The organism is Bacillus sp. FSL H8-0534 (assembly GCF_038005885.1).
In the GTDB taxonomy this organism is placed as follows: domain Bacteria; phylum Bacillota; class Bacilli; order Bacillales; family Bacillaceae_G; genus Bacillus_A; species Bacillus_A pseudomycoides.
The window spans coordinates 4,648,967-4,670,039 of record NZ_JBBOUC010000001.1 but is presented as its reverse complement, the minus strand read 5'-3'; the positions used below and the strand labels follow the sequence as shown (position 1 = coordinate 4,670,039).

22 protein-coding genes and 1 pseudogene are annotated in these 21,073 nt (G+C 36.6%); 4 read left to right on the top strand and 19 right to left on the bottom strand.

From position 1 onward, the window contains the following. Window positions 1-18: 18 nt before the first annotated feature. Together MHH71_RS23945 and MHH71_RS23940 are read right to left on the bottom strand one after the other, a co-directional pair. A complete protein-coding gene (locus MHH71_RS23945; protein ID WP_018780894.1) occupies window positions 19-1,044 on the bottom strand; it encodes a SepM family pheromone-processing serine protease in 1,026 nt (341 codons plus the stop codon). Continuing rightward, on the bottom strand, window positions 1,037-1,828 hold the full coding sequence (locus tag MHH71_RS23940; RefSeq protein WP_018780893.1) for a patatin-like phospholipase family protein: 792 nt from the start codon (window positions 1,826-1,828) through the stop codon (window positions 1,037-1,039). The genes MHH71_RS23945 and MHH71_RS23940 overlap by 8 nt, the downstream gene beginning before the upstream one ends. Before the next feature lie 114 nt (window positions 1,829-1,942). Here MHH71_RS23940 and ylbJ point away from each other — a divergent pair, with 114 nt between their 5' ends. Beyond that, window positions 1,943-3,175 carry a sporulation integral membrane protein YlbJ gene (gene ylbJ / locus MHH71_RS23935; protein ID WP_006095788.1) on the top strand — a complete coding sequence of 411 codons (1,233 nt, stop codon included), beginning with the start codon at window positions 1,943-1,945 and terminating at the stop codon, window positions 3,173-3,175. Here ylbJ and coaD read toward each other — a convergent pair. Next, window positions 3,167-3,658: a pantetheine-phosphate adenylyltransferase gene (gene coaD, locus MHH71_RS23930; RefSeq protein WP_018764765.1), complete on the bottom strand. Its 492-nt coding sequence runs from the start codon at window positions 3,656-3,658 to the stop codon at window positions 3,167-3,169. The two genes, ylbJ and coaD, sit on opposite strands and share 9 nt — an antisense overlap. Further along, entirely contained in the window at window positions 3,655-4,221 is a 567-nt protein-coding gene (rsmD, locus tag MHH71_RS23925) for a 16S rRNA (guanine(966)-N(2))-methyltransferase RsmD (RefSeq protein ID WP_003199738.1), read from the bottom strand. Before rsmD ends, coaD begins: the two co-directional genes overlap by 4 nt. A 569-nt stretch (window positions 4,222-4,790) precedes the next feature. Here rsmD and MHH71_RS23920 point away from each other — a divergent pair. Continuing rightward, window positions 4,791-5,180, top strand: a complete 390-nt coding sequence (locus tag MHH71_RS23920) for a DUF7147 family protein (protein ID WP_003199736.1) — start codon at window positions 4,791-4,793, stop codon at window positions 5,178-5,180. A 333-nt stretch (window positions 5,181-5,513) separates the two neighbouring features. Here MHH71_RS23920 and MHH71_RS23915 read toward each other — a convergent pair. The 8 genes and pseudogenes from MHH71_RS23915 to MHH71_RS23880 form a co-directional block, all read right to left on the bottom strand. After that, window positions 5,514-5,783: pseudogene (locus tag MHH71_RS23915) on the bottom strand (transposase); the annotation flags it as partial. After that, the gene (locus tag MHH71_RS23910) at window positions 5,757-5,966 is read right to left on the bottom strand and encodes a hypothetical protein (RefSeq protein ID WP_006095790.1); all 210 of its coding nucleotides are present in this window, start codon (window positions 5,964-5,966) and stop codon (window positions 5,757-5,759) included. The pseudogene MHH71_RS23915 and the gene MHH71_RS23910, both read right to left, overlap by 27 nt. A gap of 132 nt (window positions 5,967-6,098) precedes the next feature. Further along, entirely contained in the window at window positions 6,099-6,365 is a 267-nt protein-coding gene (locus MHH71_RS23905) for a YlbG family protein (RefSeq protein ID WP_016116052.1), read from the bottom strand. A 137-nt stretch (window positions 6,366-6,502) separates the two neighbouring features. Beyond that, entirely contained in the window at window positions 6,503-6,955 is a 453-nt protein-coding gene (locus MHH71_RS23900) for a YlbF family regulator (protein WP_003199733.1), read from the bottom strand. A 119-nt stretch (window positions 6,956-7,074) separates the two neighbouring features. Next, window positions 7,075-7,647 (bottom strand): histidine phosphatase family protein, encoded by a 573-nt coding sequence (locus MHH71_RS23895; RefSeq protein ID WP_006095791.1) that lies wholly within the window; start codon window positions 7,645-7,647, stop codon window positions 7,075-7,077. A 77-nt stretch (window positions 7,648-7,724) separates the two neighbouring features. Then, window positions 7,725-7,970: a YlbE-like family protein gene (locus tag MHH71_RS23890; protein WP_006095792.1), complete on the bottom strand. Its 246-nt coding sequence runs from the start codon at window positions 7,968-7,970 to the stop codon at window positions 7,725-7,727. 11 nt (window positions 7,971-7,981) lie between these two features. Continuing rightward, window positions 7,982-8,395: a YlbD family protein gene (locus MHH71_RS23885; protein ID WP_006095793.1), complete on the bottom strand. Its 414-nt coding sequence runs from the start codon at window positions 8,393-8,395 to the stop codon at window positions 7,982-7,984. 89 nt (window positions 8,396-8,484) lie between these two features. Continuing rightward, the gene (locus tag MHH71_RS23880) at window positions 8,485-9,522 is read right to left on the bottom strand and encodes a CAP domain-containing protein (RefSeq protein WP_033799074.1); all 1,038 of its coding nucleotides are present in this window, start codon (window positions 9,520-9,522) and stop codon (window positions 8,485-8,487) included. Window positions 9,523-9,727: 205 nt separating this feature from the next. Between MHH71_RS23880 and MHH71_RS23875 the strand changes: the two genes are divergently transcribed. Beyond that, the gene (locus MHH71_RS23875) at window positions 9,728-10,093 is read left to right on the top strand and encodes a YugN family protein (RefSeq protein ID WP_003199722.1); all 366 of its coding nucleotides are present in this window, start codon (window positions 9,728-9,730) and stop codon (window positions 10,091-10,093) included. Between the two features lie 32 nt (window positions 10,094-10,125). Here the strand turns inward: MHH71_RS23875 and ctaG are convergent, their stop codons facing one another. The 6 genes from ctaG to cyoE form a co-directional block, all read right to left on the bottom strand. Continuing rightward, window positions 10,126-11,031 carry a cytochrome c oxidase assembly factor CtaG gene (gene ctaG, locus MHH71_RS23870; RefSeq protein WP_006095795.1) on the bottom strand — a complete coding sequence of 302 codons (906 nt, stop codon included), beginning with the start codon at window positions 11,029-11,031 and terminating at the stop codon, window positions 10,126-10,128. Between the two features lie 86 nt (window positions 11,032-11,117). Beyond that, entirely contained in the window at window positions 11,118-11,456 is a 339-nt protein-coding gene (gene ctaF / locus MHH71_RS23865; RefSeq protein WP_003199718.1) for a cytochrome c oxidase subunit IVB, read from the bottom strand. A 3-nt stretch (window positions 11,457-11,459) separates the two neighbouring features. Beyond that, complete coding sequence (ctaE, locus tag MHH71_RS23860; protein WP_003199716.1) at window positions 11,460-12,083, bottom strand: cytochrome c oxidase subunit III; 624 nt, start codon at window positions 12,081-12,083, stop codon at window positions 11,460-11,462. Continuing rightward, the gene (ctaD, locus tag MHH71_RS23855) at window positions 12,083-13,918 is read right to left on the bottom strand and encodes a cytochrome c oxidase subunit I (protein ID WP_170957067.1); all 1,836 of its coding nucleotides are present in this window, start codon (window positions 13,916-13,918) and stop codon (window positions 12,083-12,085) included. Before ctaD ends, ctaE begins: the two co-directional genes overlap by 1 nt. 60 nt (window positions 13,919-13,978) lie before the next feature. After that, window positions 13,979-15,028: a cytochrome c oxidase subunit II gene (coxB, locus tag MHH71_RS23850; RefSeq protein ID WP_018764771.1), complete on the bottom strand. Its 1,050-nt coding sequence runs from the start codon at window positions 15,026-15,028 to the stop codon at window positions 13,979-13,981. Window positions 15,029-15,124: 96 nt separating this feature from the next. Beyond that, the gene (gene cyoE / locus MHH71_RS23845; RefSeq protein ID WP_018780890.1) at window positions 15,125-16,048 is read right to left on the bottom strand and encodes a heme o synthase; all 924 of its coding nucleotides are present in this window, start codon (window positions 16,046-16,048) and stop codon (window positions 15,125-15,127) included. A 500-nt stretch (window positions 16,049-16,548) separates the two neighbouring features. Here cyoE and MHH71_RS23840 point away from each other — a divergent pair, with 500 nt between their 5' ends. Further along, window positions 16,549-17,496: a COX15/CtaA family protein gene (locus MHH71_RS23840; RefSeq protein WP_006095798.1), complete on the top strand. Its 948-nt coding sequence runs from the start codon at window positions 16,549-16,551 to the stop codon at window positions 17,494-17,496. A 75-nt stretch (window positions 17,497-17,571) separates the two neighbouring features. Here the strand turns inward: MHH71_RS23840 and pyc are convergent, their stop codons facing one another. Continuing rightward, window positions 17,572-21,018 (bottom strand): pyruvate carboxylase, encoded by a 3,447-nt coding sequence (pyc, locus tag MHH71_RS23835; RefSeq protein WP_006095799.1) that lies wholly within the window; start codon window positions 21,016-21,018, stop codon window positions 17,572-17,574. Between the last annotated feature and the right edge of the window lie 55 nt (window positions 21,019-21,073).

The window sequence follows — 21,073 nt, the reverse complement described above, 5'->3', positions numbered from 1 at the left end:
CTCTCTAGGGCGAGAGGTTTACTTTTTTTCTGACATTTTTTCTAAATATGCTAGCGCATCATCTAATGTATCTACTGGTACAATTTTCATCTTTGTTTTTATATCTTTCGCTGCTTCAAGCGCTTCTTTATAATTCGATTTCGGTGCCCCTTTTTCATTTGGAGCAAAGAATATTTCTGCACCCGCATCACTAGCAGCTACAACTTTTTGTTGAATACCACCAATCGGACCAACTTCTCCCTTTTCATTAATGGTTCCCGTTCCAGCAATCTCATGACCTTTTGTCATATCCTCTTCAGTCAATTGATTATAGATTTCCAATGTAAACATTAATCCTGCTGATGGTCCCCCAATTTCATGTGAATCAATTTTCACCTTTGGATCTACTACTAAGTCCCTTTCAGTAACAATGGAAACTCCAATACCAACACGTCCCTTGCCATCAGGAATTTGTTTTAGCGTTAGTTTTTCTGTAGAACGTTTCCCCCCACGAATATACTCAATATTTACTACATCCCCTTCTTTTTTACCTGACATATATGCAATAAATTGGTCTATCGCTTCAAAAGGCTGACCGTCAACAGCGACAATTATATCCCCAAGTTTTAATTTCCCTTCAGCGGACATATTTTTCGCAATCCCAGCAACTAAAACCCCTTTGTTTTGAAAGGAAACTGAACGATTTGCTCGCTTATACGCATTATAAATGGCTGCGTTTTGAGAATCTTTCATTGCATACGCTTGGCGGAATTGATATTCTTCATCACTCTCACCTTTTTGCAAAATCTCCTCTGCTTTAGAAATGTGATTATATTTATTAAATTGGGCAGCTATTAGATTTACAACATTCGCAGGCCCCATCGAAACGGTCACGAGCATAAAATCACCTGACTCTTTCTTCCCACCATCAACTTGTACATATGGTTCTAATTTCGCTGCCATACCTGGTTTTGTTACATAATATGGTAGACGTACATAGACAAGCAACATTGCTAATATAACGCCAATTAAAATTGCATATATAAAACGAAAACGCTTAAACATTATTTTTCTCCTTCCACTGCTCAATTAATAAGTAAATTTTCTGAATGTGTTTTTCGGCCTCTTCTTCTCCAACTCGAATAATGTCTTCGATATTGGTAAAAGCACGAGAACTAAACTGTTCTACTGCCGGGCGCATCATTAAGTCTGAAGCAATTTGCCGATTAACAACAAGTTCATGCTGCATAATCTCAATACTCTGCATGATAACATCATAAATAGATGTAACTTCTCCGTTCACCTTAATAGGAGATACATCTACAGCAATTACAATATCAGCTCCTAAGTCTTTAACAACGGATACAGGGATGCGATCAATCACTCCGCCATCCACTAATAAACGACCATCTATTTTTTCAGGTACAAACACTCCTGGCACAGAAATACTCGCCCTCACCGCATCAGCAATAGAACCGCTTGTAAATACAACTTTTTCCCCCTTTAAAATGTCAGTGGCCACAACTGCAGTTGGGATATCTAGCTCTTCTAAATTTTTATTATATGTAAACATTTTAATCATATCTTTTACCCGTTTTCCAGAAATAAATCCCATTTTCGGTACAGTAAAATCCAAATAGTATTTTCGTTTAAATAATGTGGCCATTCGATAGAGTCTCTCCACGTTGCAACCCGCTGCATAAAATGTCCCAATTAACGCCCCCATACTACTTCCAGCAATCATATGAATGGGAATATTCGCCTCTCGTAACACTTTAATCACCCCGACATGCGCAAAGCCTTTTGCACCTCCAGATCCAAGAGCTAAGCCTATTTTTGGTTCATTCATTTCTCTCACCCTTTAAATTTTTTCATCCTCTTTTTCATACTTATGGTCTAAATTCACCATGTATCCACGTATACTGAAATGAACGTTTTTTGGGACAAAGGGGGCTACGTTAAAATGTATGAAAAATGGAAAACAGCTTTTCTCACCATAACGATGATATTTCTAACATTTTCTCTCGTACTTCACCCCCAAGCCGCTTTGCAATCTTCTATTCGCGGATTAAATATATGGTGGGAAGTTGTCTTTCCTTCACTACTACCTTTTTTTATCGTTGCGGAGCTTTTAATTAGTATAGGTGTTGTAAAGTTTATCGGTATTATATTAGAACCGCTTATGCGCCCGCTCTTTCGTGTGCCTGGTATTGGCGGATTTGTTTGGGCAATGGGAATGGCCTCCGGCTTCCCTGCGGGCGCCAAATTAAGTGCAAGACTCCGGAAAAGTAATCAGCTAACGCAAATAGAAGCGGAACGACTCGTATCATTTACCAACTCTTCAAATCCATTATTTATTTTTGGAGCTGTTTCTATTGGCTTTTTTAACAATCCTAAATTAGGTTTCATACTAGCTGCTGCACATTATGTTAGCAACCTTACTGTCGGATTACTTATGCGTTTTTATGGAAACAACAATACTTACATACAAGAAAAACAATCCATTCAAAAACGTCCCTTACAACACGCTTTTTCAATTCTCCACGAGACGCGTTTACAAGAGAACAGACCAATTGGAAAACTACTTGGTGATGCCATTATCTCCTCTATTCAAACTTTACTCATGATTGGTGGATTTATTATTTTATTCTCCGTTTTAAATAAAATGATTACTGTCTTCCAACTCACGGCAGCACTAGCTTTTATTATGCAACATATTTTAAAATTCTTCCAACTGTCACCACACTTTAGCATTCCCATCCTATCAGGACTTTTTGAAATGACACTAGGTAGCCAAATGATCAGCCAAACCAATCAGACTACAATTCTTGAACAAGCAATGGTAACGAGCTTTATCCTCGCATTTAGCGGCCTTTCTATCCAAGCTCAGGTAGCGAGTATTTTAGCCGAAACTGATATTCGCTTTAAACCCTATTTCTTTGCAAGAATTATCCAAAGTATTCTCGCCCCAATTTACACTTTTATATTTTGGGTACCACTTTATGAAAAATTACATTCTTTTTCACCAAATCAACAAGATATCCCTGTTTTTTTATCAAACCATGCTTCTATTCTTGCAAAGACTTGGGAAATATTGCTTCGCTACGGTCCTACTTTTACACTATTTTGTTTATATCTATATGTTATTTTATTATTCTTACGCATAATAAACAAAGAAAAACCCCGTTCATCTTAACGGGGTTTGAAACTTTTCTTTTAAAGCGTGCTCTACAACAGAAGGAACAAGACCAGCTACATTTCCACCATAACGAGCCACTTCCTTCACAATGCTCGAACTTAAAAATGAATATTGATTATTTGTCATAATAAAAAAGGTTTCAATATTTTCGTCTAACTTACGATTCATCGATGTAATTTGCATCTCATATTCAAAATCAGAAACTGCACGTAAACCACGTAAAATTGCGTTTGCATTACGCATTTTTGCATATTCAACTAACAGTCCGCTATGCGAATCAACTTTTACGTTTGGAATATCTTTTGTTGCTTCTCGAATTAGCTCTAGGCGCTCTTCTACTGAAAAGAACGGTTTCTTGGAAGAATTGTTTAAAACGACAACATATACTTCGTCAAACACCTTTGCGCCTCTTTTAATAATATCCAAATGCCCAAGAGTTATCGGATCAAAACTCCCTGAAGAAATTGCTATGCTTGTCATTCGGTCCCCTCACCTTCATGCTTATAAATGGAAATCGCTGTCATACCATAATTTTCTGCTCTTACCTTTACAAGTCCCCCTATTGCTTCCGGTAAGACTACATCATCCCCATGTTCTGCCATAATCAATCCATCTTCGTTCAATAATCCGTGTTGGTCCATAACACTAATTAATGAAATGATTTTTTGATCTTTGTATGGTGGATCTAGCAGTATGAGATCAAATGATAGTTCACGTTTAATTAACGCCTTCAAAGCGCGCTCTGCATCATTTCTATACACTTCAGCTTGGTCATGTACTCTACAGCTTTCTAAATTTTGATGAATAACCTTCACCGCTTTATTATCCCGATCAACAAAAATGGCTTTGTCAACCCCTCTGCTAAGCGCTTCAATCCCAAGCCCTCCGCTACCTCCAAACAAATCGAGGGCAATTCCTCCTTCGAAATAAGGACCAATCATATTAAAGATGGCTTCTTTTACCTTATCTGTTGTCGGTCGCGTTGTATTACCTGGCACAGCCTTAAGCGGATGCCCTTTACATTTTCCAGAAACTACTCTCATTTGCTGTCACTACCTTTATTTCAATCTATCGAGCGATTATTACAAACGCATATTCGTTTGGTTAACCGCTATCAAACCTCACTGTTTTTTGGGTGTTTTTCCATTAAAGGATAAACGAATCCGCTATCTATTAAAAGAAAAACTAATTTATTTCGTTAAAAAAGTCATCATTACATGATAACTTTTCAGTATCCCATATGTATATTCATCTCGCTATTGGCGAGTCAGATCCCTCTCTACTAACGCAAGTTTCACTTTATCTTTTTTATCCTATCATAAAATAAAAAAAAGAAAAATAAAAAGCCTACGATAAATTTTAAATTCATTATGTATATCTTCATTTAGATTGGACATAAATAAATATAACAACATCACCTTCGATGTTGTTGCCAACCGCGGAGAAGACTTACGTTTCCCCATAAGTTCTTCCTCCGGTTTCTCCTCTCCCTTTGCCTTCTTACTAGTACATACTAGTGTAAGAAGGGCCCTGCTTTGCAGGGTTTTTTTTCTTTGTCTGCTTTTCATTTTAAAAACGAAGTGATACAGTAAAAGAAAGAGGAGGAAATAATATGATTCAACGTTTTATTGAACTAGGAGAAGGCTACTCCGATTTATATGAATTACTTGAGATTGCAAAGACAAATAAAGATCGTGTATCACATATGTTACAATTTGAAACCTTAAAAAATGATAAAAAAGTATGCTCACTTGTTGTTGTTCTTAAACCTACAACGGTTGGGGATTTCCAACCGCTATATATATGCCGCGAAGGGATTCCTATACTTGAAGGTACAAAAAGTAAACGAATCGTTTTATTCGAGGAAACAGCGGAACAAATCGAAAAAAACGTTACTTCTTTTACTGTAAAACCTTCTACAATTTTCCCAGAAAAAGAATTATATTTTAATCACCTTATCGGCATTTTACGAATGAATCATTTCATTCCTCCAATGCAATAGCAATTTATACTCATTGTATTTTTATTAAATTGAACTACCCTCACCTACCTCTACAAGAGCTTAAGGTGGGGGATTCTCCTGTCTCTGTCCTCACAAAAACAGTTCCTCTCGTTCAACAAAGAGGATACAACAATATAGAGTTCGGTAGTGTCTGTATGCAATGTAAGACGACCCATTCTATCTTCCGACGAAAGGCAAACAAAATAGGTACAACTACTTTATTCTTATATCGAGGATAGAACACTTTGTCATGCATCCAGTTCCTAGACTTGTTATCTGCTCTGGTAATAAGCGTAAAAATCTAGGACAAATTGCTCTTTTTTATCATGCAAATCATTTTGCTAGTTTTTTCTTTTCATTTTCAAACAAGTGTAACCGTTCGATTTGTAAGACTTCTTTCGGTTGATCTACATCGTATAGCTGATAGAAATGATGCGTGCCAATATCCAATCGATTGTTTAATTGATGCCAATGGCTCCAGTGGTGTGCATCTTTCTTTGGAATATAAGGCTGAAGCACCCCAGCTACTTTTTCTTTATACCCTAACCCTCGGCGACCAATCGTAAAAGCCGCGGATTAATGAATAAAGATGCCGAATTTCCGCTTGAGAACGAGATGAAGACTATCTGTATATATCTTACGGTTCCAACGTTTTTCCCGAACAATCATTTGAAACGCAAAGCGCTTCGCCTGATTACATGTTTCGATTGTCTCTGCCAATGCATCTACCATTTCATGCGGTAAATCTACCTTATAGATCCGTTTCGAAAAATATGCTTTCTTCACCTGTTCTCACCTCATTTTATTTGATAAGATCATTATGCACCAAAACAAACATACGTTCTGCAGAAAAGAGACGTTTTCTTTAAAAAGAAAAAACCGAGAAGACCCCCACCAAAATAGTGGGGGTCTTTCTCTTTAACTATAGTCGTATTCTTTCGCGCGATCCGGACGTGAATTTTCAAATTCCGTTTTAAGAAATGGGCGATATGACTGCTCAATTTTTTTCACAAAAGGAAGTTTATTTAGCTTTTGTATCATATGCTCTATTTGTTCCATATCACAATATACAACTGCATATTTCAAACGCTTTGATATGTAATGAATATTACCATATTTCCTTAAAATCTTGGCATGTTTCAATGAATGTAAATAAACAATCATACTTTGTCGTTGCCCGAACATAATCTTCTCCATCTTCTCCTTTTATATACTCATATTCTTGTATCTTATAAACATCAATCAGAAATTTGTGAAATTATAGTACATTGTTAAACGAATTCTGTATACGTTTTCTTCCATATTCTAAAAAACGGGGCACATCACCCCGTTTTTTTACAACCACAACTTCCACCAGAGCCACAACCGCCTCCGCATCCACCTGCATCAAAAAACGGATTTCCAGTAGGAACTTTAATAGCAGATGATACTTCGGAACCAATCGCTACACTGACTTCATCTAATAGTTTTTGCAAAGCATTTTCTGCTTTTTTAAAAGCAGCTATCTTTTCATGCAAATCTACAGAACGTTTTAATTCTCGCATATTTTTCGAAACGAAAGTATAATCAGGATGATATTTTCCAAAGCGTTGCACTTCTTCATATCGCTCTTTCATTGCTGTAAATTGACTAATTAATGTTTGAGCTTCCAAATCTTCCTGTAACGCCTTATAACATTCCCGATAACCCTTTGCTATATCTGAACAGACAATCGCTTTTGCAAGCTGTTCTGCCTCGTCTAATATCATTACGCTTTCAAGCGTCGCTACAATCATGAGAGACACCTCCGAGTATCCATCATAACACATTTAAAACCGAACTACTAATTTGAATATCCCATCTGAATATAAAGTAAAAAGTCCGATTACCGAAAACCATCATCCGTCATAATTTCTTATACGCAAATATGCTCCGCGATATTATATCGTAGCACGTCCCAGCTTCCATTTTCCTCTTTTACATAACTAATGCAAGCATTTTTCAATGGAGTTTTAAATGTAATTTCATCAGGGGAGATTGCATTTAAAATTGCTTTTATCGCATGTGAATGTGCAACGATAATAACGCGCTTACCTGCATGTACTTGTGCAACATCTTGCAATGCAGAAAAGCAACGATTTACAATCTCTCCATCTGTCTCCATACCTTCTACATTTCCCTCTGCAATCAGCTCTCTAACTGTGGAAACGGGTTTCCCTGAAGCTTCGCCAAAATTCCGTTCAACAAACCGCTCATCAAGAAGAATAGAATGTATTCCAACAGCGTTACTAATCATCCGAGCTGTTTCCTGCGCTCTAATTAAGGGACTGCTGATAATCACATCCCATGTGTCCAATTGCAACGCAGCTGCACTTTGACTTGCTTGCTTTTTCCCAACTTCATTAAGTGGAATGTCTTCACGCCCTTGAATAATCTCTTGAAAATTCCAATCAGTTTGTCCATGTCGTACTAAACAAATTTCCGTCATGCTATAACTCCTTTTTTCAATAATCCTTTTCTATTGTAACAAAAGTTTCGCATGACGGACATAGTTTTCCCTTCCAATTACGTTGCATTTTGCTGCTTCATATATTGAAACATGTCAATCATAATAGAAGCAACCGCCAATTGATTTTGAAATTTTGCAACTTTGTCCGGGATTGTCTTTTTATAATACTGTAAAGCAGCTAATTCAAATGCCTCCTTTTCCTCCGGATTACGTGATAATTTTCGATACCAATGGGGTTGTTCACGAATATAACGCCCTAAATCTTCATCAGCTTTTATAAATTCCATAAGCTCTGCCCTCATCCTCTTTCCTCCTAATCTTTTCGAAAGAAAAATGGATTGTTTTCAGAAGTTCTTTGCTCAGGTTGTGTACGATTCCCTTGAAATTGCTGAATAACCTGTTGTACACTCCCAATGGCACTCGTTACATTAGCTAGATGTTGCTGCATTTGCTCTGCATCTAATTTTTTTAAAAAAGAAAGCATTTGTCCCATCAAATCGACGGCTTTTTCATCATTGTTTTCTTGAGCTGGAGAAGAAATCGTTTCTCCATCTGCTTTATACACCTTCCACATTTCATCTTGTTCTCCAAGTAAATACCATTCCTCATAAAATTGTTGCCATGTTTTTTGACCATTTCGAACTTCATGAACCATTTTAGGGTGATGGTTTACAAACTCTTTAAACTGTTGAACAGAAGGATGTAACGGTCCTTTTGTTTTTGTCATAATCCTCACCTCTTCAGATGTATCTACTATATTGTAAGAAAAAAAAGGCGCATGGTTCGCCTATTTTTTAACGATTCATGCACCTTTTCCTATTTTCTAATGAAATTTTGAGTATAAAATTTATCGAAGACTCCAACACCTAGTCCAGTAAATTGTTCATTTAGCAAGTTTTTCCGATGTCCTTCACTATTCAACCAACCTTGTACTGCAGAGATCCCATCAGTATGCTGTGCTGCTATATTTTCACCTGCGAGTTGAAATGCGACTTGACCACGTTGTAATCGATCTCCTAAAGTCCCAAATTCCGGCGAATCATGCGAAAAATAATTATTCTCTTTCATATCCTTGCTATGCCCAAAAGCCACTTCAGCTGTTTGTTGATCCCATGTTAGTAACGGTAGTTGATGACGACTACGAATAATATTCGTCAAATCTAGAATTTGTTGCATATTTCCATGTTCTATTTGTGTCATTTTCTCTGGAGTAATTGGCTGCTCCGCCCCTAACTCTCCAGAATAAACAAGCTGATACGGCCTTTGTCGAAGCAATGTCTCATCATCCATATACCGAATTCCGACAAGTTTATGTGTGAATCGGTCAAAGTATAACTGCGCCCAACCATCTTCTTCTATCGAAACAAGTGGTTGTTCTGCAATTTCAGTATCAGATAATTCAAATTGATAGCTGTTTCTTCCTTTTTTCAAAGAAATTTCATGTGAGAATGGATTTTTTTTATAGACATCTTCATATTTTTCATCCATACGAAATGGAACTACATCCACTTTATTACCAGCAACATAAGCTGTTACAATTTTATGTTCTGCAACACCAAACTGCACATATTGTGATAAATCTTGATTATAAATCCACCATTCGTAACCATACGCAGAAGGTTCGATTCGAGCTGGCTCACCCCATTTTGCTAATAAACTTTCCGAATCCCCTCCTATTAATTGGGAGATTGTCTCTGGAAATCCTTCATTTATCTGTTTCTTTTTCTTAACAATCTTATGTTCCTGCTTAGAATGAGATGGCTGTAATATATATTGCGAAACGAGTAATTTCCCGTATAAATCAATAGCTAAAATAAAAACCGTAATCATTACGATACGTAATAATTTCTTCAAACAATATACCTCCTGGTCAAACATAAAATTGAGATATACACAAATGCCTGTCTTCTCTTTTGTGTGTACCGCACTATTTTCACTATATCATATTTAAATAAAAAAAGCCGTGATTCTCCCTTTTCTCTCAATATGAATTGCGATTTCTTATTATTCATACTATTATAAAATTAAAGGTTTTCAAATAAAGATAAGGAGGTATTCCATGCAATTTACAAATTCAAAACTTATAGGAGCGACCATTGATTTTACACTGCTCACGGAAGTTATGCAAAATCAACGTTTTGTACTTGCTGGACAGTGGGACTATGAGCGAGTTACATATGACTATAAATTTGAAATATTGAAGGATGTATATTATTTACGGATACAAGGCTTTGCGGTAGAAGGGGAAATCGGAGGACGCCATGCACAAGTTAAATTACTTCCACCATTGTTAGGAAAACATTACTATCCACATGGCGTTGAATATGGTGAAAATGAAGTTTTCCCTACAAACGTAATCCAAAAAAGCGAACAACTCTTGCAAAATATTGAAAAAAAGCTAAAGGAATTTGCAGTTATAGAATAGTAAAGAAGGTGTATCCATGTGATACACCTTCTTTATTTTGGTTGCAAATAAGGAGGCACTTTCTGTAGTTGCTCCTCATCTTTTTTACGTTCTTTACGTGCCCATTTAAAAAACACATAGCCAATAATTGTACCATACACTATTTCCTGGACAATTTTCATAATGATACCGCCTGTTTGTTGATCTTGCACAATCGGCATCCAATGTAAAAATTCTGGTCCGGTTATATTTAAATCACTCAATGTTCCTGCAGGTACACAGAGCTCCATCGCTTTCATCCACGCACTCGGATCCGTATACGTAGCAAACAACGATTCACTAGCAAATATGATTAGCGCACAAGCTGGTGTCAATAATACACCGTTCGCAAACATGTAACCAATTTTCTTTATTTCACTTAATGTTTGATACTCCGGTAATGGATTTAGCATAGGCCACCACATCATCATTGCTGTAAAAAATAAAACAGCAAGAAAAATAGGATGAGCAACTTGATTTTGCTTTACAGCATCAAAAACAACAGGCAAATGATAAATAGAAAATAATCCATTAAATACAAACAGAGCAATAAGCGGTTTTGTAAACATAATCAATATCACTTGGATAAAACGGAAAGAGGTAATATATGTGTATAACCAAACTGGAATCCCTAATAACAATAATGGTGGTACAGCGATGTACATCACTGCCATTTCAAACATATGTGCACTAAATACAATATGTCCAAGTAAATCAATAGGCCCACCTTTTACAAGATACAACAGGATAATCCCAGTCGTAAAATAAAACATTTGCTTTTTATTTACCTTTTCTGCATTATCGAACCGATTTCTATACGGCCCGATAATAAGAAAGTAACAGATAAGGATAGACACCATAAAAAGTAAAAAGATCGGGCTCCATAAAGCTTGAAAACCAAATATCCATAAGTTGCCCATTTTACACCCACCCTTTCAATATGAACTCCTTACCCTCATAGGAAAAAGGGAGCGAAGATAACTTCAAGCTCCCTATCCTTTACTTTTTAAACCCAAACAATTGTCATAAAAGCTAAAATGGTTAACAACCCTATCAATAATCCAGAATATAAGAAAAAGGTTGCTGCTTCATGTCCCTTATGACTCATATGCATGAAATAATACAATTGAAATATTACTTGAACAACAGCTAATAGTAAAATAAATGGTACAGAGAAAAGAGGACTAAATGTTTTCGGATAAGCGACTGCCACAAAAGCTACAATCGTTAAGAAAATCATTAGACCAAATGTAATCACTTGATGTCTCATTTCCTCAGCACTTTTTTTTCTACGATAAACAAGATCTACTTTTGAGTTACTTGTATTTGTTTGCTTTATCGCCATTGTTTATCCCACCATTCCCATCAAGTATACTACAGTGAAAATAAACACCCAAACTACATCAATAAAGTGCCAGTAAATAGATGCAACGTAAAACTTTGGAGCATTATATAAATTCAGCCCGCGCTTCGCATTCCGAAAAACTAATGTTAAGATCCATAATAATCCGAACAATACGTGTAATCCATGAGTTCCAACAAGCGCATAAAACGCTGAACCAAATGCACTACTTCTCATCGTATGTTTGAATTCGTGTGTATAATGATAAAATTCATAAATCTCAAACCCTAAAAACCCTAATCCTAATAGTACTGTAACAAGTAACCAAAGCTGCATTTGCTTAAAGTTAAAGTTCTTCATATGATACATCGCATACACGCTTGTTAAACTACTTGTTAACAAAAGCATCGTCATAATAAAGACAAGTGGCATTTGAAACATTTCTTGAGAAGTGGGGCCACCGTTTGTAGAATTTTTCAACGCTAAATATGTGCCAAATAAGGAAGCGAACAATACAGTTTCGCCTCCAAGAAATAGCCAAAATCCAACAAACTTATTTTTCCCCTCAAGGGTTGCTTTTTCAGGCTCTGCTGGAAACGTTTCATTTGTTAATTTTTCCTCTACATGCATTACGCTGTGCCCCCCTTATCATCTAAATCTTCTTTATGAATATGATAACCATGATCATCAATTACTGAACGTAAGAACATTGCACCAAATGTAATGATAAGTCCAATAATTGCAACCAATAACCAAAACTTATCTTTCCCACCTTGCATGTACATCGCACCAAATGCTGCTATAAATAATCCAAGAGATATAACAAATGGTGAAAATGAAGGGTTTGGCATATGAATATCACTAACAGGCTCTGCTGGTGTTATTTCTTTATTCCCTTCACGTTTTTCAATCCAGAACGGATCTAATCCGCGAACGAATGGTAATTGTTTAAAATTGTATTCTGGTGTAGGTGCAGGCATTGTCCATTCTAATGTACGAGCATCCCACGGATCGCGGCCAGCTTTCTCTTTAGACAACGATGTTTTCACAACATTAAATAGTAGAACGATCGTTCCTAGCCCCATAAATACAGCACCAATCGAACTAATTAAGTTCCCCGTTTCTAATCCTTGGCCTGGTAAATACGTAAAGTAGCGACGTGGCATACCAATTAAACCAAGGAAATGCTGGATAAAGAATGTTAAATGGAAGCCGATAAAGAACAACCAAAATGTTATTTTCCCCAAGGTTTCATTTAATACTTTGTTAAACATAAGTGGCCAATAATAATGTGCACCTGCTAATAGTCCAAATACAACTCCACCAACGATTACGTAGTGAAAATGCGCTACAACGAAATAGTTATCATGGAATTGATAGTCAGCTGGAGCCGAGGCAAGCATGACCCCTGTTACACCACCCATTACAAATGATGGAATAAAAGCAACAGCCCACATCATTGGCGTTGTAAACCTGATACTTCCACCCCACATTGTAAAGAGCCAGTTAAATATTTTAATACCAGTCGGAACTGCAATTGCCATTGTTGCAACTGAGAAAATAGCGTTCGCAACAGGTCCAAGACCAACTGTAAACATATGATGCGCCCATACCATAAATCCTAAAAATCCAATTAACACCGTTGCAAATACCATAGATGAGTAACCAAATAGTCGTTTTTTAGAGAATGTAGCGAAAATTTCTGAGAATATTCCGAAAGCTGGAAGGATAAGAATATACACTTCTGGGTGACCGAAGATCCAGAATAAATGTTCCCATATAATCGTGTTCCCCCCTAAAGCTGGGTTAAAGAAACTTGTGCCAAATAAGCGATCTAACATAAGTAGTGCCAATCCCACTGTTAATGGTGGGAAAGCAAATAAAATAAGTGAAGAAGTTACAAATGTTGTCCATGTAAACATTGGCATACGCATATATGTCATTCCAGGTGCACGCATATTAATAATTGTGACAAGGAAGTTAATACCACCAATCAGTGTACCTATACCTGATATTTGTAACCCTAGTACATAAAAATCAACACCATGTCCTTTAGAAGCAAGAGATAACGATGCATAAGATGTCCACCCTGCATCAGGTGCCCCTCCTAAAAACCAACTTAAGTTTAAAAATACTCCACCGAAGAAAAATAACCAAAATCCAAGTGAATTTAAAAATGGAAACGCCACATCCCGTGCCCCAATTTGAAGTGGTACAGCGGCGTTCATAAATGCAAACACGAGCGGCATAGCTGCGAGGAAAATCATTGTTGTACCGTGCATCGTTAATACTTGGTTATAAGCATCCCCAACAAGAAAAGCATTGTTTGGAATCGCTAATTGAAGACGGATAAATAATGCCTCTATTCCGCCAATGATAAAAAACAATCCACCTGCAATTAAATAGAGAATGGCAATTTTTTTATGGTCTACTGTCGTCAAATAATCCCATATAACAGCACCCATCCCCTGTTTTTTTGCTACAGAACTCACGTTTTCAACCTCCCCTTCGCAAATAATCCCTCTTTACTTCTCAACTTTTAACGTTTTCAAATATGCATTTAATGCATCTACTTGACCGTCCGTTAAGTTGCCATATTTACCAGTCATTTTATTTCCTGGCTTCATATTTTCAGGATCCTTTAACCATTTTTTTACGTTTTCTTCATTATTTTCAGCAATGCCGGCAACCATATCGCGATCAGCAAAGTTTGCTAGGTTTGGTGCGATACGTGCAGAAGGTGGTCTACTATCATTTGATCCAGTTGCATGACAACCAATACAGCTTTTGTTGAATATTTCTTGACCTTCTTGTTCTTTTGGAGAAGAAACTTCCTTCTTACCATCAAGTTTCTTCATATCAGCAATCCAATCTTTGTACTCGCTTTCATCAAGAGCCTTTACTTTAAATTGCATTAAAGAATGTGATGGGCCACAAAATTCTGTACAAAAACCATTATAAGTTCCTGATTTATCTGCCTTTAACCACATTTTATTGACATTATCCGTATTCGTATCCATTTTCCCAGCTAAAGATGGGACCCAAAACGAATGTTTAATGTCAGCACCTTTCAAATTCAAATATACTTTTTTACCTGTGGGGATAACTAGGTCTTGCGAAGTTACTATCTTTTCTGATTTATAAGAAAATTCCCACCAATAAAGATTCGCTGTTACATCAACAACGATTGTGTCTTTATCAATATTCTTTTTCTCCATCGCACTTACATCAGCAAGTTTGAATGTATATGTAACAGTTGGAACAGCCAATATCAGCAAAAGAATAATCGGAATGACTGTCCATATAATTTCTAGTTTGTGATTTCCTTCAACTTGCTTTGGGATATAATCTTCTTGACCCTTCTTTTGTCGGAAACGCACAATTACATACAAGAAAATAATAGTAACTACAAGTACGACACCTACCATAATTGCACTTGCTAACAAGAGTAAATCATATTGCATTTTTGCTACTTCACCTTGCGGAATTAAAGTAGATTGAAAGGCTTTACCGCATCCCCCTAACAGTAAAGCCAGCAGTGAAACGAATGAAAGCAGTCGCCACTGTTTCTTCATACAAACAACCCCCACTTTCTTTGTGAATTAGATTGTACTTTATTTATAGTAAGTAAAGTAAATCTCAACGTAAAGAAATCCCCTCATGTCGTTGTCTTAGAAGAATGTAACTACAATCATTGACACAAATAAGATTGTCAAGTAATTCAAGGAGTAGACAAACATTTGTACGGACCATTTTATGTCATCCTTCTTACGGAATCCATAGAATCCTAATACGATCCATCCAATGTTAAGCAATGTTGCAATTACCATAAATGTTACTCCCAGTCCACTCATATAAAATGGTAATGGTAATAAACATACTGTCCAAATCATGATTTGACGTTTTGTAATATCAAATCCATGTACAACAGGAAGCATGGGAATACCTGCATTTCGATATTCATCAACACGTTTCATCGCTAACGCGAGGAAATGTGGGATTTGCCAAATAAACATAATTAAAAATAGCATCCAAGCAATTGGATGATCTAAACTAGGATCAACTGCTGCCCAACCAATTAAAGGTGGAACTGCTCCAGATACACTACCTACTACTGTATTAAGTGTATATGCTCGTTTTGTCCATAATGAATACAAAACAACGTATGTGAAAGCACCGATGAAACCTATAATTGCTGCCATTGGTGTTGTAAATAACAAGAATACAAAACCAAGAAGCAATAAAGTCATACCTAATGTTAACGCAAAACCAGGTTTATATTTTCCTGTTACTGTCGGACGATTTTTTGTCCGTTCCATTAAGTGATCGATATCCCGATCAATATAGTTATTCAAGCTACATGATCCTGCCATAATTAAAGCCGAGCCGACAATTGTAAAGAACATTTTATCCAAATGGTTAACAGCATTTAATCCATTAAAATGTAAAGCCAACCAAAATCCTGTAAATACCGTAAGTGTATTCGAGTTTACAATCCCCATCTTAACGAGCGCTAATAAATCTTGTACACGTGTTGTTTCCGGCACATTTGTTATAGCTGACTCATCATGCAGCTCACTTGTTGCATGGTTCATCATTTCAACCCCCTCTTAAAACTTTCATCCTTCTTTCGCGTCTTTACTTTACAAAAGTATTACGCTTCTATATAGCAATATTATTACAGTAGAAATGTTGTTTTCTCACTCTACTACTAATCTACGCTCATACTCGAGTATATTAAATCATATTTCCCTAACAATTTGTGAAGAAAACGTGAACTTTTTGTGTCGGATAACAAAAAAGTTTCTCCCATTACTTCCTAATCATAACATGAGGTTACCTTCTATAATAAACTATTTTGTCATATTTAGCATATATTCTTCCCATTTCTTTTTATAACAGAAATGATTTCTCCTAAAATATGTAATTAAAATCCCGTTTTTTTCTTATTCCAAACTCTTTATCCCCTCTCTCCATTTCTTTGCTATTTTATTATTTTTTATATATCATAGGACTGTAGCGCGTTTTGTTCTATAAAATTGATGGAATGAAAATATTTCGCAATAACTTCATAACAGAAAGATGGTGAAACAGATTGCAACGCTTTATTAAATGGTTAGCAGTCATTACAAGCCTCGACTTACTAGGGGTTTTATTAGGAGGGGCTTTAGTTACAAAAACAGGTTCAGGTCAAGGATGCGGTAAATCCTGGCCACTTTGTAATGGTGAACTCGTTCCCTCTAATCTATCAATGGAAACGATTATTGAACTAAGTCACCGCTTAACATCCGGATCGGCAGGGATTCTCGTTACACTTCTTTGTATCCTATCCTGGAAATATTATAAACATGTACGTGAAACAAAAACGCTAGCTGTTTTATCTTTCGTATTTTTAGTGGCACAAGCACTCATGGGAGCTGCCGCAGTTGTTTGGGGACAAGTACCTGCTGTATTAGCTATTCATTTTGGTATTTCTTTAATTTCGTTTGCTTCTGTCATTTTACTAACGTGCCTTATTTTTGAAATCGACAAAAAATTCGATGCACGTTCTCTCATCATGGACAAAAAAATGAAATTTCATATTTACGGTGTAACAATTTACAGTTATATTGTCGTCTATACAGGAGCTTTAGTACGTCACGAGCGTGCAAGTTTAGCTTGTCCAGACTTTCCACTTTGTAGTAAAAACAGACCATGGCCTACTCAATTGCATGAATGGGTTCAAATGGGACACAGGGTTGCCGCAATATTAATATTTGCTTGGATCCTATACGCAATGATTGTTGCTATTCGTCACTATAAACAGCACCAGGTTGTATATTGGGGATGGATTATCTCATTTATTCTCGTTACACTTCAAGCAGTTGTTGGTATTTTAGTCGTTTATACTAATGCAAGTTTATCAATGGCATTGTTACATTCACTCTTTATTTCTTGTCTCTTTGCTGTATTATGCTATTTAGTCATGTTAGGTACACGAAGCACAGCAAATGCAAAAGAGGCACACCCATCAACTACAACGCAAAATAAACAATCGTTTTAATAACTTGCCACTGTGGCAAGTTATTATTTTTATATAAAGAAAAGAGCTGCCTTCAAGCAACTCTTTTCTTTATTATTATTGTTCTAGTTCAATAAGTAAATCGCCTGTTTGAATCGCATCTCCATCTTTTACATATACTTTCTTCACTTTTCCATTGAATGGCGCCTGAACCGTCGTTTCCATCTTCATCGCTTCTGTAATTGCCATGGAATCGCCTTTTTTCACTTCATCACCTTCATTTACAACAACTTTAATGACCGTTCCCGGCATTGTTGCACTAATATGATTTGGATTCTCACGATTCCCTTTCACACGCTGCGCGACTGTTGATTTAACACCTTCATCTTTCACAACAATTTCACGCGGTTGCCCGTTAAATTCAAAGTAAAGTACACGTGTCCCATCTGGTTGTGGTTCACCAATTGATACTAATTTAACCATTAATGTTTTACCACGTTCAATTTCCACACCAATTTCTTCACCAAGCCTCATACCATAGAAGAATGTTGGCGTATCGAGTACAGACACGTTTCCATAAAGCCCAGCGACTTTTTCATAATCCATAAATACTTTTGGATATAATGCATATGCAACAACATCAAAAATCGTTACTTCACGTCCAAGTTTATGGAACAACTCTTCTTTTAAAGCATCGAAGTCCACTGGTTCTAACAATTCCCCTGGTCTTACTGTTAATGGCTCTTTCCCTTTTAAAATGATTTTTTGTAATTCTTTCGGGAAGCCACCATATGGTTGTCCAAGATCTCCAGAGAACATTTCCACAACAGAACCTGGGAAATCTAAAGAATGTCCACGCTCAAAAATGTCTTGTTCTGTAAGGTGATTTTGTACCATAAATAGCGCCATGTCGCCAACAACTTTTGATGATGGTGTTACTTTTACAATATCACCAAACATATCATTTACACGGCGATACATCACTTTCACTTCATCAAATCGGTCTCCTAAACCAACTGCTTTCGCTTGTTGTTGAAGGTTACTATATTGGCCACCTGGCATTTCATGCATATATACCTCTGTATGAGGTGCATTCATACCACTTTCAAATGGTGCATAATATTTACGAACATCCTCCCAGTAATGTGAAAGTTTTTCTAATGAATTCACATTAACATCTGGTTGTCTTTCATTTCCACCTAGCGCATAATATAACGTATTTGCACTTGGTTGTGATGTTAGACCTGCCATTGAGCTTACAGCTACATCGACAATATCAACACCTGCTTCAATTGCTTTCGTATACGTTAAAACACCATTTCCACTTGTATCATGCGTATGAAGGTGAATCGGAATCGATACCGTTTCTTTTAAAGCAGAAACTAAATCATAGGCTGCATTTGGTTTTAATAATCCAGCCATATCTTTAATACCTAGAATATGTGCTCCTGACGCTTCCAATTCTTTCGCTAAGTTTTTATAATAATTTAAGTCATATTTACTGCGCATTGGGTCATGGATATCCCCTGTATAACACATTGTTGCCTCTGCAATTTTGCCACTCTCTCTTACAGCATCAATTGCAACTCTCATACCTTCCACCCAGTTTAAGCTATCAAAAATACGGAATACATCGATACCAGCTTGCGCTGAACATTCTACAAATTTTTGAATTAAATTATCTGGATAGTTTTTATAACCAACCGCATTTGATGAACGAAGAAGCATTTGGAATAAAACATTTGGCATTCTTTCACGAAGTTCTAATAATCGTTCCCATGGATCTTCTTTTAAGAAACGATACGCAACATCAAACGTTGCACCGCCCCACATTTCCGCTGAGAATAAATTCGGTAACATTCTAGCTGTCGGTTCAGCAATTTGGTTTAAATCTTTTGTACGAATCCGTGTTGCAAGTAATGATTGGTGTGCATCTCGGAATGTTGTATCTGTTAAAAGTACACGTTTTTGATCTTGCACCCATTTTACTAATCCATCCGCTCCGCGTTCGTCTAAAATTTGTTTTGTTCCATCTTGAATCGATTCATAATGTTTTACATTTGGTATACGTGCATCTGGGAAAATTGGCTTCTCTTTCTTCCCTACTCCTGGGAAACCATTTACTGTTACCGTACCAACATAACTTAACATCTTTGTTCCACGATCTTTACGTTTTGGAAACACGAACAGTTCAGGTGATGCATCAATAAATGACGTATCATATTCCCCTGACAAGAAGTTTTTATGTTTTACTACATTCTCTAAGAATGGAATGTTTGTTTTAATCCCACGAATACGAAACTCTTTTAAGTTGCGCTCCATTTTCGCAGCTGCTTGTTCAAATGTAAGCGCCCAAGTTGTTACTTTTACAAGTAATGAATCATAGTACGGTGTAATAACAGCCCCTTGGAAACTGTTACCTGTGTCAAGACGAACGCCAAAACCACCACCAGAACGATACGCCATAATTTTCCCTGTATCAGGCATAAAATTATTAAGCGGATCTTCTGTTGTTACACGAGATTGAATCGCATAACCATGCACAATAACGTCTTCTTGTTTTGGTATACTTACGATTGGGCTATGTAAAGCGTGTCCATCTGCAATTAAAATTTGTGACTGAACAATATCAATGCCTGTAATCATCTCTGTAATTGTATGTTCTACTTGAACACGTGGATTTACTTCAATGAAATAAAAGTCATCGCCTTTTACAAGGAACTCAACCGTACCAGCATTTAAATAATTTACATTTTTCGTTAACTGTACCGCTGCTTCACAAATACGATGACGAAGATCATCTGAAAGTGACACGCTTGGCGCAATTTCAACTACTTTTTGATGACGACGTTGTACAGAGCAATCACGCTCATATAAATGCACAACATTTCCTTCTTCATCTGCTAATATTTGAACTTCTATATGTTTAGGTTTTTCAACGAATTTTTCAACATACACTTCATCATTACCAAAAGCTGCTTTCGCTTCTGATTTTGCACGATCATAAGATTCTTTTAATTCATCACCGCTACGTACAATACGCATACCGCGGCCACCACCACCAAGTGATGCTTTAATAATTATCGGGTAATCATACTTCTTAGCAAACTCTTCAACTTCTTCTAGTGAATTAATAGGTCCATCGCTGCCCGGAATAACTGGAATATTTGCTAATTGCGCTTGTGTTCTTGCTTTTACTTTATCTCCAAACATATCTAAATGTTTGCTCTTTGGTCCGATAAAGATAATTCCTTCTTCTTCACAACGTCTAGCAAATTGGATATTTTCTGACAAGAAACCATATCCAGGGTGAATTGCATCCACGTGATTGCTTTTTGCAATCTCAATAATACCTTCAATATCAAGGTAAGCATCGATTGGTTTTTTGCCTTCTCCCACTAAATAAGATTCATCCGCTTTATAGCGATGGTAAGAACCGCTATCCTCTTTTGAATAAATTGCAACTGTATTTAATCCAAGTTCTGAACAAGCTCGGAATACACGAATTGCAATTTCTCCACGGTTAGCTACTAAAACTTTTTGAATACGTTGCAGCTTTGTCATGATTTTCCCCCTCTACTTTCCTACCACTTTAGAGATTAAATAGGTACACGCTCTA

Excerpts from the sequence above, each read along its gene's own strand:
- MHH71_RS23945 (WP_018780894.1), bottom strand. The coding sequence starts at position 1,044 with ATGTTTAAGCGTTTTCGTTTTATATATGCAATTTTAATTGGCGTTATA.
- MHH71_RS23940 (WP_018780893.1), bottom strand. The coding sequence starts at position 1,828 with ATGAATGAACCAAAAATAGGCTTAGCTCTTGGATCTGGAGGTGCAAAA.
- ylbJ (WP_006095788.1), top strand. The coding sequence starts at position 1,943 with ATGTATGAAAAATGGAAAACAGCTTTTCTCACCATAACGATGATATTT.
- coaD (WP_018764765.1), bottom strand. The coding sequence starts at position 3,658 with ATGACAAGCATAGCAATTTCTTCAGGGAGTTTTGATCCGATAACTCTT.
- rsmD (WP_003199738.1), bottom strand. The coding sequence starts at position 4,221 with ATGAGAGTAGTTTCTGGAAAATGTAAAGGGCATCCGCTTAAGGCTGTG.
- MHH71_RS23920 (WP_003199736.1), top strand. The coding sequence starts at position 4,791 with ATGATTCAACGTTTTATTGAACTAGGAGAAGGCTACTCCGATTTATAT.
- MHH71_RS23905 (WP_016116052.1), bottom strand. The coding sequence starts at position 6,365 with ATGTTCGGGCAACGACAAAGTATGATTGTTTATTTACATTCATTGAAA.
- MHH71_RS23900 (WP_003199733.1), bottom strand. The coding sequence starts at position 6,955 with ATGATTGTAGCGACGCTTGAAAGCGTAATGATATTAGACGAGGCAGAA.
- MHH71_RS23895 (WP_006095791.1), bottom strand. The coding sequence starts at position 7,647 with ATGACGGAAATTTGTTTAGTACGACATGGACAAACTGATTGGAATTTT.
- MHH71_RS23890 (WP_006095792.1), bottom strand. The coding sequence starts at position 7,970 with ATGAGGGCAGAGCTTATGGAATTTATAAAAGCTGATGAAGATTTAGGG.
- MHH71_RS23885 (WP_006095793.1), bottom strand. The coding sequence starts at position 8,395 with ATGACAAAAACAAAAGGACCGTTACATCCTTCTGTTCAACAGTTTAAA.
- MHH71_RS23875 (WP_003199722.1), top strand. The coding sequence starts at position 9,728 with ATGCAATTTACAAATTCAAAACTTATAGGAGCGACCATTGATTTTACA.
- ctaG (WP_006095795.1), bottom strand. The coding sequence starts at position 11,031 with ATGGGCAACTTATGGATATTTGGTTTTCAAGCTTTATGGAGCCCGATC.
- ctaF (WP_003199718.1), bottom strand. The coding sequence starts at position 11,456 with ATGGCGATAAAGCAAACAAATACAAGTAACTCAAAAGTAGATCTTGTT.
- ctaE (WP_003199716.1), bottom strand. The coding sequence starts at position 12,083 with ATGCATGTAGAGGAAAAATTAACAAATGAAACGTTTCCAGCAGAGCCT.
- ctaD (WP_170957067.1), bottom strand. The coding sequence starts at position 13,918 with ATGGGTGCTGTTATATGGGATTATTTGACGACAGTAGACCATAAAAAA.
- coxB (WP_018764771.1), bottom strand. The coding sequence starts at position 15,028 with ATGAAGAAACAGTGGCGACTGCTTTCATTCGTTTCACTGCTGGCTTTA.
- cyoE (WP_018780890.1), bottom strand. The coding sequence starts at position 16,048 with ATGAACCATGCAACAAGTGAGCTGCATGATGAGTCAGCTATAACAAAT.
- pyc (WP_006095799.1), bottom strand. The coding sequence starts at position 21,018 with ATGACAAAGCTGCAACGTATTCAAAAAGTTTTAGTAGCTAACCGTGGA.